The sequence below is a fragment of the Vibrio sp. PNB23_22_6 genome (genome assembly GCF_052877535.1).
Genome location: NZ_JBNFXP010000004.1, coordinates 76102 through 89868 on the forward strand (window position 1 = coordinate 76102; position 13767 = coordinate 89868).

The window sequence follows — 13767 nt, forward strand, 5'->3', positions numbered from 1 at the left end:
GATGATGGTTGGTGCGCAACCTTAAATAGAGGCATCAGGAATCCTTTAGCCACTGGGATGTACGTGATACCAATAGCCCAAGCCTGGTTTGGGGTAAATCGCCCCAATGCCCATATCGCGAAGGAACCTGACAATATATTTACGATTAACGTGATGGCCCTTTTTGACCAGAACAGTCCGAATACGTCTGCTGCCATGAGCCGATACTTAAGGTAAATTTCGTCGATCATACGGCGCAGTTCGATCTCTTCATCAGGGGGCCCGATGGGCTGATAATAAGAGGTAGATCGAGAAATATTGAGAAGATCACACTGGTGTTGTATCAATTTTCATGGCTACTCATCAAAAGAGGAGAATAAGATCACAGTCAACTCGTTAGGCCTATTTCTCTCTGTTTTTGCTCAATAAATGTACATAAAATTGCTTTGGTGATTTGCTTAAATTCAATCTTTTACTACTGTTATTTTTAAGAGGGTATGTGTGCTGACCGGCCACTAATGTTTTTTGCAGGAGTTTATTTTTCTGCTTGGTCGCTTGGGAACAAATTCAGACGGTAATAAGGAGTGTTAAATGCAGCTAACGCCTAGAGAGCTAGACAAGCTATTGATTTACATGATGGCTGATGTCGCAGCCAAACGAAAAGCCAAAGGTCTAAAGTTAAATCATCCTGAAGCGGTAGCCTTGATCAGTGCCAGTGCATTGGACGGTGCTCGTGAAGGCAAGACGTTGGAAAAGGTAATGGAAGAGTCTAGAAACGTGCTCACCAGTGCTGATGTGATGGACGGTGTCGTAGACATGATTGCTTACGTTCAGGTTGAGGGTGTTTTCACCGATGGGAGCCGTTTGATCACGGTTCACGATCCTATTCAGAGAAAGTGAGGATAAGCATGCCTAAGAAAAACAACACCTCGGACGTCAAAGGCGTACCAGTCGGTGGTCTCGTTCTTGCGAAAGACGACATTGAGATTAATCAAGGCTACCCAGTCACAAAGCTAAAAATCAGAAACACAGGAGATCGCCCCATCCAAGTCGGTTCGCACTTCCATTTCTTCGAAGTTAACAAGTGTCTTTCGTTTGATCGGGAAGCGGCATTCGGCAAGCGTTTGAATATCCCAGCAACAACCGCACTCCGCTTTGAGCCAGGCGATGAGCGCGAAATAGAACTCGTTCCATTTCAGGGTAAACAACGGGTGGTTGGCTTTAACAACCTCGTTGATGGTTGGGTCGGCAATGAGCATGATCATGGCTACCGCCCCCGCCTTACTGAAGCGATGGAGAACATCTCCCGTTTTGATTACGGGAATAAATAACCCTCGATAGACACTGAAAAGAATGACGAGACTGAACGTCAAGGAGCGAGAAATGGCAAAGATTTCACGACGCGAGAATGCCGATCTATTTGGCCCTACCAAGGGCGATAAAATCCGACTAGGCGACACTTGCCTGCTGATTGAAGTAGAACAAGACCTGCGTGTATACGGCGAAGAAGCTGTCTACGGAGGCGGTAAGACCCTGCGTGACGGTATGGGTTTTGACTGTGAATTGACTAGTGCAGCCGGTGCACCAGATCTGGTGATCACTAGCGTGACCATCGTCGATGCCATTCAAGGGGTGGTCAAAGCCGACGTCGGCATTAAAAACGGCCACATTTGCGGCATCGGTAAAGCGGGTAACCCATCCATCATGGATGGCGTAACGGCAGGACTGGCCTGTGGTCCTGGTACTGAGGCTATCTCCGGTGAGCACCTGCTGCTGACTGCGGGTGGTATTGATGCCCACGTCCATTTTATCTCACCACAACAAGCAGAAGCGGCTCTAAGCAACGGCGTTACGACCTTATTCGGTGGTGGTGTTGGCCCAACAGACGGCACCAACGGTACCACTATCACGCCAGGAGTGTGGAACATTGAGATGATGATGCGCGCCTTTGACGACTGGCCTGTCAATGCGGGTCTTCTGGCGAAGGGTAACAGTTCTGCGCTTGCGCCTATCTACGAGCAGATCGAAGCTGGTGCCGCTGGCCTGAAAATTCACGAGGACTGGGGCAGCACACCGGGTGCCATCCGTGCATCACTGACTGCGGCCGACGAACTGGACGTTCAGGTGTGTATCCACACCGATACCCTGAACGAAGCCGGCTTTGTGGAAAACACCATCGCGGCATTCGAAGGCCGCACCATCCACACCTATCACACAGAGGGTGCAGGTGGTGGCCACGCACCGGACATCATCCGCGTTGCAAGCCTTAACAACGTGATACCAAGTTCGACAAACCCAACTATTCCATACGGTATCAACTCACAGGCAGAACTGTTCGATATGACAATGATATGTCACAACCTTAGTCCGAAAATACCGACTGACGTTGCGTTTGCAGAAAGTCGCATCCGCTCAGAAACCATTGCAGCAGAAAACGTACTTCACGACATGGGTGCGATTTCTATCCTCTCGAGTGACTCTCAAGCCATGGGCCGGGTGGGTGAGAACTGGTTGCGTACCATTCAGGCGGCTGATGTCATGAAAAAGCTGCGCGGAAAATTGTCTGAAGATGAAGAAGGCAACGATAACTTCCGTGTACTTCGCTATGTCGCGAAAGTGACCACTAACCCCGCGATTGCTCAGGGTATCAATCACCTTGTGGGCAGTGTGGAAGTGGGTAAATTTGCGGACCTAGTGCTTTGGGATCCTGCGTTCTTTGGCGCCAAACCTAAGATGGTGATCAAAGGCGGCCTGATTTCATGGTCGTTGATGGGCGATCCAAACGCCTCTCTGCCAACGCCGCAACCGGTTAATTACCGTCCGATGTTCGGCACCATGGGTTCAGCGAAGCACAAAACCCGCATCACCTTTACCTCCACCATCGCGCATGAAAATGGTGTGCAAGATCGCTACCAGCTAAAGTCCATTGTTGAACCTGTCTACTCGACACGTGCCGTGACGAAGAAACATATGGTTCGTAACAGTGAAACACCGCAGATCGAAGTGAACCCGGAAACGTTTGCAGTGACGGTCAACGGGGAACACGCAACGGTAGAGCCCGTCGAATCGATTGCGTTGAATCAGTTGTACTTCTTTAGCTGATATGAGGATAGAAACTAAGTAATGACAGCCTTAGATGTTATTTGGGTGGGGATCGGAGGTGGCGCAGGCTCAGTCCTTCGCTGGCAAGTGGGGAAGTGGATCACAGACAGATACAAAACCACATTTCCGCTCTCGACTTTCTTTCTCAACATATCGGGCGCTTTTGTTATTGCTTACCTATCGGTTCTGTTCAGTGTTGACTGGCAGAACCGATTCGGTGAGCCACTAAATGCTTTGATACTTACAGGCTTTCTCGGTGGTTACACCACGTTCAGTTCAATGCAGCTAGATGCGCTTAAATTGGTCGAAAATGGCAACAAAACCTTGGCCATTTTCTACTTAATTAGCAGCACGTGTGCGGGTTTGGTCGCTGCACTTGTCGGTGTTTGGCTTGCGTTGCATGCGGGGTGACACATGAACGGATTGTTTATTTTGGTGTTCATCGGTGGGTTTGTAGGTGCCGTCACGAGGGAGTTCATCATGTTAGTCACGCCCAAGCTGGCTGATGGTTTCCCCCTCGACATTTTTATCGCCAACATCGTTGCGTCTTTTTTGCTCGGTTTTGCAACGGGTCACCACAGGGGGAAACGTATTTCGGATGAACAGATTCTGTTGTTTGGTACAGGCGGGCTTGGAGGAATGTCTACCTTCTCAAGTTTTGCCTATGGCGCAGTCAGCGAGATCAGTAAGCCTGAGGGGGTACTGATATCAGTAGGGTATTTGATTGCCAGTTTGGTGGTGGGATTTTTCGCAGTCTACATAGGGATGCGAATCGCTTCGGCGACTGAAAGATAAATGCGCAAGCAGAACTAGGAGATAAAAAATGATAATGGTTGAACAAATTATTGGTAACGCGAAGGACGCGCAATGGGCTAATACGCTCAATGGATACGAACTAGACCAACTGCACCTGGAGCAGTGGGAAGCACCTAAAAACCGTATCCGTAAAAAATCCAAAAAAGGGCTCGAAATCGCGATTTCACTTCCCCGCGACCAACAACTGAAAAACAACGACATTTTATACATTGACGAAGATAACCGCATTGTTGTCGTGACGGATATCAGCCTGAAAGACGTCATGGTTATCCGTTTGGACCAGTTTGACGACAAAGACGATTGGACAAAATTGGTTTTCCAACTAGGTCATGCGTTAGGTAATCAGCATTGGCCAGCCATCTTCAAAGACAATGTGGTTTACGTGCCTTTCTATGTCGATAGAAAAATCATGAGTTCAGTAATCCGTACCCATGCATTTGAAGGGATCAGTTTCGACTTTGCATCTGGGGATGAAATCGCACCGCTGCTTGACCCAAGTGAAATGCGATTGCTTTTTGCTGGCGCAGAGGCTTCAACGCACGATCATAGTCATGGACACCATCACGACTAGACGCTGATTCGCCGCACTGTAAACGGAGTTATTTATATGCAGCAATTGTCCTTAACACAGCTCGTCAGAATGGTTCAGCTCACCGACTCTGCGTTACCTATCGGTAATTTTGCGTTCTCCAATGGCTTGGAGTCAGCGTTGCAACTGGGCGTGGTGTCAGACGCCAAGACGTTGAAGTCATTCACCCAAACAGTTCTCAAGCAAAGTGGCCGTCTTGACGGCGTTGCCTTACTTCATGCGCACAGGGCTGCATTAAAGAACGACTTCGACAAGATTCTGGAGATTGATCAGGAGCTTTGGTCTCGTCGTGTTGGTGAAGAGCAACAACTGATGGTTAGCAGAATTGGTCGCAAGTTCGCTGAGCTGGTGGAGAAAACTGCGCCATCACCGCTACTCTCCCGCTGGTTGAATGCTATTCGAGAAGAGAATACCCCGGGTTGTTTTGGTACCTCGCACGCTATCATTTTTTCTGAGATGGGTATTGATGAGCGACAGACGTTTGCCGTCCATCAATATGGTGTGGCCTCGATGGTATTGAGCGCAGCAATCCGCCTGATGAAAATCGACCACTACGACACCCAAAAAATACTGTTTGAAATTAATGAAAGTCTCGACGACGAATACGATGCTATCTCGCTAAAAACACTTGATGACATGAACTCGTTTGCGCCAACGTTGGATTGTCTGATGGGGCATCACACGCAGGCACATGTACGTATGTTTATGAACTAAATTTGTCCGTATGTCACATTCAAAAGGAATTAACAATGAAAAAAATTACGCGTATTGGTATCGGTGGCCCAGTTGGTTCAGGAAAAACAGCCATCATTGAAGCCATCACACCACGCCTTATCGCTCTGGGACTGAAACCTCTCATCATCACTAATGACGTTGTTACCACTGAGGATGCTAAACAGGTTCAACGCACGCTGAAAGGCGTGTTGGTAGAAGAAAAAATTCTGGGTGTGGAAACGGGGGCTTGCCCACACACCGCGGTGCGCGAAGACCCATCAATGAACATTGCCGCTGTAGAAGAAATGGAACAAAAGTATCCATACAGCGATGTGATTTTCATTGAGTCAGGCGGAGATAATTTGACTCTTACGTTTAGCCCGGCGCTGGCTGACTTCTACATCTACGTTATCGATGTGGCGGCAGGGGATAAAATTCCGCGTAAAAACGGGGCAGGTGTTTGTCAGTCAGACATTCTGGTGATCAACAAGCAAGATCTTGCCCCCTATGTCGGCGCCGATCTGTCGGTCATGGAGCGTGACTCCAAGCTGATGCGTGGCGACAAGCCGTTTATTTTCACTAACTGCAAAACTGGTGAAGGTATCGACAATCTTATCCAACTGATCATGAACATGGCGTTGTTTGACATCGAGTATGATGCAAGCCTACTGGAGTTGGATGGCGACTATGCATGATAAATTAAAGCTAGTTTCAAATGCTTATGAACTAGACAATTATCGTGATGAACCGAAACAAATGCGCTCCGCAGCGCCCGGTAAGGTGGGTGAGCTTAAGCTCACCTTCACCAAAAGCGGTGATCGTTCTGTTCTAAGCCACCTTTACCGTGTGGTGCCTCTATTGGTCCAAAAAGCCCTATACTGGGACAACGAAATGCCAGAACTGCCGATCTGCTCGATGATTTCGGTTGGCGGTGGTGTTTTACAGGGCGACAGGTACCACATCGATATCAATGTGGAAGAAGGCGCTTGTGCCCACGTGACGTCTCAAGGGGCGAATCGTATCCACCAGATGGATGCCAACTATGCAGCGCAATACCAGAGCATTACGGTCGGGCCCGAAGGGTATTTGGAGTTCATGCCAGATTTCACCATTCTTTACAAAGACTCGCGCTACATTTCCCAAACCGACATTGTTATTTCCCCTGGGGCAAGCTTGCTTTACTCGGAAATGGTCATGCTTGGGCGCCTGCATCACCAGGAAGAGCGTATGGAGTTTGATCTGCTGTCACTGCTGACACGTGTTAAGACCCCAGACGGTAAAAACCTGTTCACTGAGAAAATCCTGCTTGAGCCGGAAAGCGATTTTCCTGAGAAGGTCGGTGAAATCATTGGCTTCAATGTGTTTGCTAACGTCATTTGTCTGACATCGAAAGAGCAGGCTGATGAAATTCGCCGCGAATACAAGGCCTTTTTCGCTGAAGACAAGTCTGTGTATGCCTCTATCTCTAACCTGCCAAACTCTGCGGGCATCATGCTGCGAGTCGTCGGGACGGAGAGTTATCTGGTGCGTGATCAGGTGACCCAATTCTGGCGGGTATGCAGAAAAGCAATTAAGAAACGCGATCTGCCGAGAAAGTTTGTCTGGAACTAAACAGGGGTAGAGAAATGAATAATTTTGTCACTTATTGCTTGAGAGGAACCAGCCAGGTGTTCTTTATGAACAATGCGCTGACGGGGGTTCTCTTTGCTTTTGCAATTGCTTACGCCTCTTTTGTTTCAGGACAATGGTCGACGGCGATTGGCGCGTTGCTCGGAGTGGTGATGGCGACAGCGGTTGCCGTTTGGCTAAAGCTTGATAAGGAGATGATTGAGTCAGGTCTGTATGGCTTTAACGGGGTGTTGTTTGGTATTGCACTTCCGACGTTTATTGCCAACTCAGTCGCCCTTTGGGTTCTTATTTTGGTTGGCGCAGCGTTCAGTGTAGTGGTGACTGAGGCGTTTAAAAACACCTTGACGAAAAAGCTTGGTATACCCGGGTCGACTGGGCCTTTTGTTCTGTGTGGCTGGCTGTTTATGGTCGCCGCATATAATTTCGGCCATGTTGATGTCTCAATGTATCCAAAGCCAGTGATTCCGACGGATTATGTGTCCGGAGAGATGTTTTTCCCATCCTTGTCTGAGTTGGTCACCATCTTTTTTAAAAACATCGGTGAGGTATATCTCCTTGGTTCTGCGGTTAGTGGTGCAATCATTCTGGCGGGCATCTTCATTGCGTCAATTCCTGCTGGGGTTGCTGCTGTTGGTGGTTCCATCGTTGCTATCGTGTTTGCCATCATCTTGGGGGCTAACCCAAATGCGGTAAGCGCAGGGCTTTACGGATTCAGCCCCGTACTGACTGCTATGGCAATCGGCGTGATATTTATGCCTGTCTCCACGCGAACGACGATGTTTGCCTTGTTTGCCACCATTATTACCGTTGTGCTGCAAGCCTCGTTCGACATTTTGATGCAGCCAGATGGCCTGCCTTCTTTCACCTTCCCGTATGTCTTTACGCTGTATGTCTTTATGGCAGCGAAAAACGTGATGGAAGTTGGAACAGAAAGCAAGGATTAACCCCTCAGGGGTTTAAGGATAGACATTATGCATATGAATGACGCGCTCATCTCTGCGTCTGTTGCTTTGCCCCTAATTGGTGTGGCTGCGGGTGCGATTGTAATGAGCTGTTATAAAGTGCAGCAAGAGGTGCAGGTTAATTCAAAACTCGTTGTCATGATGGCGGTGCTTGGTGCGTTTGTTTTCGCCGTTCAGATGGTGAATTTTGCTATTCCTGGCACTGGGGCCAGTGGGCACATGGCAGGGTCAATATTGCTGTCTGCGTTGCTTGGACCGTTTGCCGGGTTTGTCGTGATCTCTTCGGTGCTGATTATTCAGGCGCTCTTTTTTGCCGATGGTGGGCTGCTTGCTCTTGGGGCCAATATCGTCAACGTCGGTCTGATCCCTTGCTTCCTGATTTACCCTCTTATTTGGTGGCCGCTGACCTCACTGAAAGCGGGAAAATTGTTCCTGTTTATCGCGTCAATCACCGCGGGTGTGCTGATGATGGTGCTTGGCGCGACAGGCATTGCCGTGATGACGCATGTCAGTGGCATCACTCATCTGCCGTTGGTGGAGTTTTTGGCTCTGATCGTGCCTATCCATCTGGTCATTGGTCTGTTTGAGGGAGTTATCACTGCGACAATCCTTCACTTTGCGTTGACCAACGATGATATCAAGCAGTTTCGCCCGATGTTGAGTGCGGAGCGCCAGAGCAGGTTTACCTCTGTGATGCTGCTGTGCTCTTTGATAGTGGGGGGCATGTTGAGCCTCTTTGCATCAGGAAACCCTGACGGCATGGAGTGGACAGTGGAAAAAATGGCCCACAATTCGCTCATCACCTTTGCCCCCGAGCCTGTGAATGACGTTCAGCAATCGCTAAGTTTTTTCTCTGATTATGATTTGAACGGAAAATTTCCGGTCATGGAAACGTCGATGGCAGGGATATTTGGGAGCGTATGCACGCTGGTATTTATCATGTCGTTGTTTTATTTGATTAAATTCATTTCAAAACGCGATAACTGACGGAAAGCCAATGAAACTGTTGCAGTTATCACTTCGTAATTATCGAAGTATCGATGATTACAGCCGAAAGGATAATTTCATTACCCAACTGGACCCGCGGGCGAAGATCATCAGCGCGCTTGTTGTACTAATAGCGATAGTCAGTCAGGGAAGCTACTCAGTGACATCGCTGCTTCCTTTGCTGCTGTTCCCTGTTGTCATTATGGCGCTGGCGGATATTCCGTTCAAATTCCTGTCCGGAAAACTGCTGGTGATGTTGCCTTTCAGCCTCATGCTCGGGGTATTGAATCCTTTGTTGGACCAAGGGCAGTGGTTGACGCCGTGGGGGAGTGTGGTGTCCTCGGGGTGGCTGTCGCTAATCTCGATTGTCTTGAGGGTGTTGCTGTGCGTGTCTATTTCTCTCTTGCTGTTCAGCTCGACGGGGATCAAACCGATAGTGACGGCACTGCAGCGCATGAAAGTGCCCCGTGTTCTTACCACGCAAATTTATTTGCTCTACCAATTCTTCTTTGTGGTGGCAGAGGAATTTATCGCCATGTTACAGGCATACAGCCTACGCAAGGTGAAGAAAGAAAATGCCGTCCCGTTTGGGTTTTATAGCCAATTGTTGAAAATCCTTTTTGTCAAGTCGATGAACAGGTGCATTCGTATTCATCAAGGCATGTTGGCCAGAGGATTTACCGGACAGTTACACGAACACACGAGTCTTTCATGGCAGATGAAAGACTCTCTCTGGACGGTATTTTGGCTTTTCTTTTCATTTATTTGTTGGAAATACAACGTTGTCACCCAGTTGGGCAGCGTCTTTATGGGATAGAAAATGAGCCATCATCTGATTACATTTGACGACATTAGCTATGAGTACGACGACGGTAGTTTTGCCCTTGAAGGCATCAGCTTCCAGATTCATCACGGTGAGAAAATTGGATTGCTGGGGGCAAATGGTGCCGGTAAATCAACGTTAATTGGTGCTTTATCGGGTTTTATTCCGGTTACTCACGGTGCGATTTTCATTGGAAACCTAAAAGTGTGCGAGTCCAGCCTCAACACGGTTCGGCGGACGCTAGGTGTGGTATTCCAAAATCCGGACGACCAATTATTTATGCCTACGGTTTACGACGATATTGCATTTGGGTTGAAAAACCTTGGGGTGCCTGATGAAGACATTGATGCACGAGTTCGGGCTGCGCTGGTCGTAGTGGATGGGCTAAACATGATCGATAAACCACCATATAGACTATCGCTGGGGCAAAAAAAACGTGTTGCGATTGCAGGGGTTATCGCAATGGAGCCCCATGTTTTGGTACTGGATGAACCAACTAGCAGCTTAGATCCGATCGCACGGGAAAATGTCATCCGGATTATCAAATCCTTTACACACAGCCAACTCATTGCCACGCATGATCTCGACATGGTGCTTGAGGTTTGTGACCGAGTTGTTGTGCTAAAGGAAGGGAAACTGGTTTGTAGTACAAGGCCAGCCGAATTGTTCTCTGATGAAAAAGCACTGAGGGAATTTGGGTTGACGCTGCCTTTGTCGATGAAACCCGTCCAGTGCCCGGGTAAACCCACATTGTATCGCAGTAACTCATAATGTTGGTTTTGTTTTTATTAACATAGATTTAGATGCAATAGAAAGGATACGATATGGATATTTTAAACAGTGGTGATACAGCGTTTCTTTTGCTATGTACCGCGTTGGTTTTATTGATGACGCCTGGCCTTGCTTTGTTCTATGGCGGCTTGGTCCGGGAGCGTGACTCGCTCACCATCATGCTGCAAAACTTCATTTGCATGGGTGTCGTTTCCATCATTTGGGTGTTTGGTGGTTTTAGCCTCGCTTTCGGTCATGATGTAGCCGGTGTGATTGGTTCGTTAACCCAGTTTATGGGGATGAGGCACATTGGAGCACTGCCAAATGATGCGTATGCACCAAACGTTCCCTTCATTTTGTTTTTCGCCTACCAAATGATGTTTGCCATCATTACACCGGCACTCATCACTGGAGCATTTGCAGGGCGATTCCGGTTTGGGCCTTATCTGAAATTTATCATCCTGTGGACACTGCTGATTTATATTCCGGTTGCGCACTGGGTGTGGGGTGGCGGTTTCCTCTCCAAACTTGGTGTGGTGGATTTCGCCGGGGGTATTGTGGTTCACGCCACGGCGGGCGTGTCAGCGCTAGCTACGGCGTTGTATGTTGGCAAGCGTGTTAGCGTTCGCAAAGGCGAACATGAGTTGCCGGCAAACCTGCCTTTGGTGGCTGTCGGTGCCGGCTTGCTGTGGTTTGGTTGGTTTGGCTTTAACTCCGGCGGTGCCTATGCGGCAAACGAGCTTGCCGCTTACGCCTTTACCAACACCACCCTTTCTGGTTCAACGGCCATGTTGGTCTGGATGTTCTGGGAGTGGCGTGAGCGTGGCCGACCTTCCTTCTCTGGTACCTTGGTTGGGGCTGTGGCAGGTCTCGCTACCATTACACCAGCGGCAGGGTATGTTGAACCAAGCTCAGCCATATTAATCGGCTTGATTGGGGCAACTGCGTGTTACTTTGCCAAGCACATTCAGGAGAGGCTAGGCGTGGATGATGCGTTGGAAGTGTTCCGCGCCCACGGCATTGGCGGTATCGTCGGTTCCATTTTGGTGGGTGTTTTGGCAAGTGAAGCAATTGATAAAGTCGAGGCTAGCGTTTACCAAGTGTTTATCCAGATCGTGGGTGTCGTTGTGGTGTCTGTGTATTCATGGTTTATCACAATGTTTATCCTGAAGTTGGTTGACCGCAATGGTGATTTGAAAGCCCCTGATGAGATGCAAGAGAAGGGGCTTGATTTTGCCGGTTTGGGTGAGCATGCCTATCACTATGATGATGTTGGTGAGGATGACATCGTCGCTGGTGGGTTTAACGATGGGGAAGAAACCTCAGGCGAAGAAACCTCAGACGAAGAAACCCCAAAGGAAAATGGTGAACCACCCAAACAGTGATAGGACTGGGACGGTTTTCAGGCACTACGAGATAGAGTAGTACACTTACAAACACGCGGAAATCCAGAAAGGATTTCCGTTTTTTTCTGATTACTTTATGCGACACACGGCAGAGTTAGCAGTTCGGGTTTGTACAGTTGGAAGCCTTGGAAAAGGTCGAACCCCAGTGTCTTTGCTGTACGGTACGCTTCATCAGTTTTGATTTTGTCTGCCAGCAACTATTGCCAAGTTGGCATGGTAGAAAACAGAAGGAAGGATAGAGAGCGGATAACGCTCCCCTCCATCATCGACAGGGCGATATAACGGGGAGAGCGTGGTTACTTCTGAAACATTATTTCACTAGGAAGTGCTTAACGAATTCAGTAATTTTCACCATATCGTCAACCGCGATGAACTCTTCAGTGGTGTGTACTTTTGCCATACCAGTAGAAAGGTTAACCGTTGTTAGGCCTTTCTTGTTGAAGTTATTTGCATCGCTACCGCCGCCAGTGCCTTTGGTGAATGCATCGATGCCCATGTCAGCGAACGCCGCTTTGATTGCGGTTACGTGAGCATTGTCTTCTTCGATTACAAATGCATCGTAGGCGCGGCTTGATTCGATTTCGACTTCCGCACCGTGTTTTTCAGCCACAAATTCGAAGGTTGAGATCATGTGCTTCACTTGCGCGTCTAGCTTCTCACCGTTTAGTGAGCGAGCCTCCGCAACGATGGTGAGTTCAGGCATTACGATGTTGGTTGCTTGGCCGCCGTTGACCATACCGATGTTCGCGGTGGTTTCTTCATCGATACGCAGCAGATTCATTTGGTTGATAGCATCTGCCGCAACCATAATAGCGCTGATGCCTTCTTCTGGTGCAAGACCTGCGTGTGCCGGGCGACCTTTGATTGTCGCAACGATTTTTTGTTGGCCCGGTGCCGCCGTCACGATAGTACCGATAGGGCCGCCTGTATCGAGTACGATTGCTTCCGTTGACGTTACATGCGACATATCGAAGTATTCAGAACCAAACAGGCCACCTTCTTCATGTACCGTGAACGCCAATTCCAGTGTTTTGTGCTCTAGGTTTTCAGCTTGGATGCAACGAACTGCTTCCATAATGGCCGCGATACCAGATTTGTCGTCACCACCAAGAATCGTGTTGCCTTTCGAGCGGATGATGCCGTCTTCGATGATTGGCTCGATGCCAATACCCGGTGTTACGGTATCCATATGGCAGCTCATTAGAATAGAGCCTTCCTTGTTACCTTCCAAACGTGCGTATACGTTGAAACCGTTTGAAATGTGTTCTGGTACTGGAAGTTTGTGAACCGCAAAGCCGAGTTCGCCCAGTTGCTCTGCCAGTGTTTCTGCGATTTGTTTTTCGTTCATTGTTTCGCTGTCGATACGAACCAATTGACAGAAGTGTTCAACTAAACGTTCTTGATTAATTTGTGTCATTAGGTGTCTCATTCTTTCTTGGTCGAGATCGTCGCCATGAAGCTGGGATCACGAAAGGGAACAGAACTTCTCTTATTACACACCTTCTTCTAGCGAAAACTGCGTTGAATCAAAGAAGAGACCTGCCTGACATTCTTCTGACCATCAAAAATCACGAAGTGATGGTGTGGTCACGAAAGCGTAAGCGACAGGAAAAGCGAGTATGAATTGAGGGAGCAAACGAAGAACCAAAATAAATAACAATAAATGAGAAATTGTTTAAGAGCGGCACTTATCAATATATGAAAGGACTAAGCAGCCTATAACTAGTACTCAATCAACCAATGAGGGGTGCGCTATGGGTTTTTACACAAGAATACTGATTTATGTCCTGCTGATACTTGTATTGGCGAGTGCCATCATCTATAGCGTAGTTGATATTAGAAAGGAGCAATCTGAAGTAGCTGAAATTCCGATAGGAAGCTTTGAAGTGCATCTATTTTTTGACCAGCAACAAAACTATCGTTAGCTAAAAAAATTAATAAATTCAATGGATTGATGTTTTTTTAGTTGCGAATTTTGTTTGATAATTT

The 13767-nt window shown here is 48.1% G+C and carries 16 protein-coding genes and 1 pseudogene; 15 read left to right on the forward strand and 2 right to left on the reverse strand.

Features of this window, described 5'->3' with window-relative positions; all coding sequences use genetic code 11:
• Window positions 1–35: 35 nt before the first annotated feature.
• Window positions 36–323: pseudogene (locus tag ACVA54_RS04870) on the reverse strand (IS3 family transposase); the annotation flags it as partial.
• 247 nt (window positions 324–570) lie between these two features.
• Between ACVA54_RS04870 and ACVA54_RS04875 the strand changes: the two are divergent.
• The 14 genes from ACVA54_RS04875 to ACVA54_RS04940 are packed head-to-tail and all read left to right on the forward strand — an operon-like array spanning window position 571 to window position 11757.
• On the forward strand, window positions 571–879 hold the full coding sequence (locus tag ACVA54_RS04875; RefSeq protein WP_099078066.1) for an urease subunit gamma: 309 nt from the start codon (window positions 571–573) through the stop codon (window positions 877–879).
• 8 nt (window positions 880–887) lie between these two features.
• Window positions 888–1310: an urease subunit beta gene (locus tag ACVA54_RS04880; protein WP_099078065.1), complete on the forward strand. Its 423-nt coding sequence runs from the start codon at window positions 888–890 to the stop codon at window positions 1308–1310.
• A 52-nt stretch (window positions 1311–1362) separates the two neighbouring features.
• Complete coding sequence (locus tag ACVA54_RS04885; RefSeq protein WP_099078064.1) at window positions 1363–3081, forward strand: urease subunit alpha; 1719 nt, start codon at window positions 1363–1365, stop codon at window positions 3079–3081.
• 21 nt (window positions 3082–3102) lie between these two features.
• Window positions 3103–3492: a fluoride efflux transporter CrcB gene (gene crcB / locus ACVA54_RS04890; protein ID WP_099078063.1), complete on the forward strand. Its 390-nt coding sequence runs from the start codon at window positions 3103–3105 to the stop codon at window positions 3490–3492.
• 3 nt (window positions 3493–3495) lie between these two features.
• Window positions 3496–3876 carry a CrcB family protein gene (locus ACVA54_RS04895; protein ID WP_099078062.1) on the forward strand — a complete coding sequence of 127 codons (381 nt, stop codon included), beginning with the start codon at window positions 3496–3498 and terminating at the stop codon, window positions 3874–3876.
• A gap of 28 nt (window positions 3877–3904) precedes the next feature.
• Window positions 3905–4468 carry an urease accessory protein UreE gene (locus tag ACVA54_RS04900; protein WP_099078061.1) on the forward strand — a complete coding sequence of 188 codons (564 nt, stop codon included), beginning with the start codon at window positions 3905–3907 and terminating at the stop codon, window positions 4466–4468.
• A 36-nt stretch (window positions 4469–4504) separates the two neighbouring features.
• Entirely contained in the window at window positions 4505–5200 is a 696-nt protein-coding gene (locus tag ACVA54_RS04905) for an urease accessory protein UreF (RefSeq protein WP_099078060.1), read from the forward strand.
• 35 nt (window positions 5201–5235) lie between these two features.
• The gene (gene ureG, locus ACVA54_RS04910) at window positions 5236–5895 is read left to right on the forward strand and encodes an urease accessory protein UreG (RefSeq protein ID WP_119464215.1); all 660 of its coding nucleotides are present in this window, start codon (window positions 5236–5238) and stop codon (window positions 5893–5895) included.
• Window positions 5888–6811 carry an urease accessory protein UreD gene (locus tag ACVA54_RS04915; RefSeq protein WP_220473354.1) on the forward strand — a complete coding sequence of 308 codons (924 nt, stop codon included), beginning with the start codon at window positions 5888–5890 and terminating at the stop codon, window positions 6809–6811. Before ureG ends, ACVA54_RS04915 begins: the two co-directional genes overlap by 8 nt.
• A 14-nt stretch (window positions 6812–6825) precedes the next feature.
• A complete protein-coding gene (gene yut / locus ACVA54_RS04920) occupies window positions 6826–7773 on the forward strand; it encodes an urea transporter (RefSeq protein ID WP_099078057.1) in 948 nt (315 codons plus the stop codon).
• Between the two features lie 27 nt (window positions 7774–7800).
• Window positions 7801–8778 carry an energy-coupling factor ABC transporter permease gene (locus ACVA54_RS04925; RefSeq protein WP_446596494.1) on the forward strand — a complete coding sequence of 326 codons (978 nt, stop codon included), beginning with the start codon at window positions 7801–7803 and terminating at the stop codon, window positions 8776–8778.
• Window positions 8779–8788: 10 nt separating this feature from the next.
• Window positions 8789–9595 (forward strand): energy-coupling factor transporter transmembrane component T family protein, encoded by an 807-nt coding sequence (locus ACVA54_RS04930; protein WP_099078055.1) that lies wholly within the window; start codon window positions 8789–8791, stop codon window positions 9593–9595.
• A 3-nt stretch (window positions 9596–9598) separates the two neighbouring features.
• The gene (locus ACVA54_RS04935; protein ID WP_099078054.1) at window positions 9599–10372 is read left to right on the forward strand and encodes an energy-coupling factor ABC transporter ATP-binding protein; all 774 of its coding nucleotides are present in this window, start codon (window positions 9599–9601) and stop codon (window positions 10370–10372) included.
• Between the two features lie 53 nt (window positions 10373–10425).
• Window positions 10426–11757, forward strand: a complete 1332-nt coding sequence (locus ACVA54_RS04940; protein ID WP_446649435.1) for an ammonium transporter — start codon at window positions 10426–10428, stop codon at window positions 11755–11757.
• 331 nt (window positions 11758–12088) lie between these two features.
• On the opposite strand, the gene ACVA54_RS04945 is transcribed toward ACVA54_RS04940, so the two are convergent.
• The gene (locus ACVA54_RS04945) at window positions 12089–13195 is read right to left on the reverse strand and encodes a M20/M25/M40 family metallo-hydrolase (protein ID WP_446649436.1); all 1107 of its coding nucleotides are present in this window, start codon (window positions 13193–13195) and stop codon (window positions 12089–12091) included.
• Window positions 13196–13532: 337 nt separating this feature from the next.
• Between ACVA54_RS04945 and ACVA54_RS04950 the strand changes: the two genes are divergently transcribed.
• The gene (locus ACVA54_RS04950; protein WP_446649437.1) at window positions 13533–13703 is read left to right on the forward strand and encodes a hypothetical protein; all 171 of its coding nucleotides are present in this window, start codon (window positions 13533–13535) and stop codon (window positions 13701–13703) included.
• The last annotated feature ends 64 nt before the right edge of the window (window positions 13704–13767 follow it).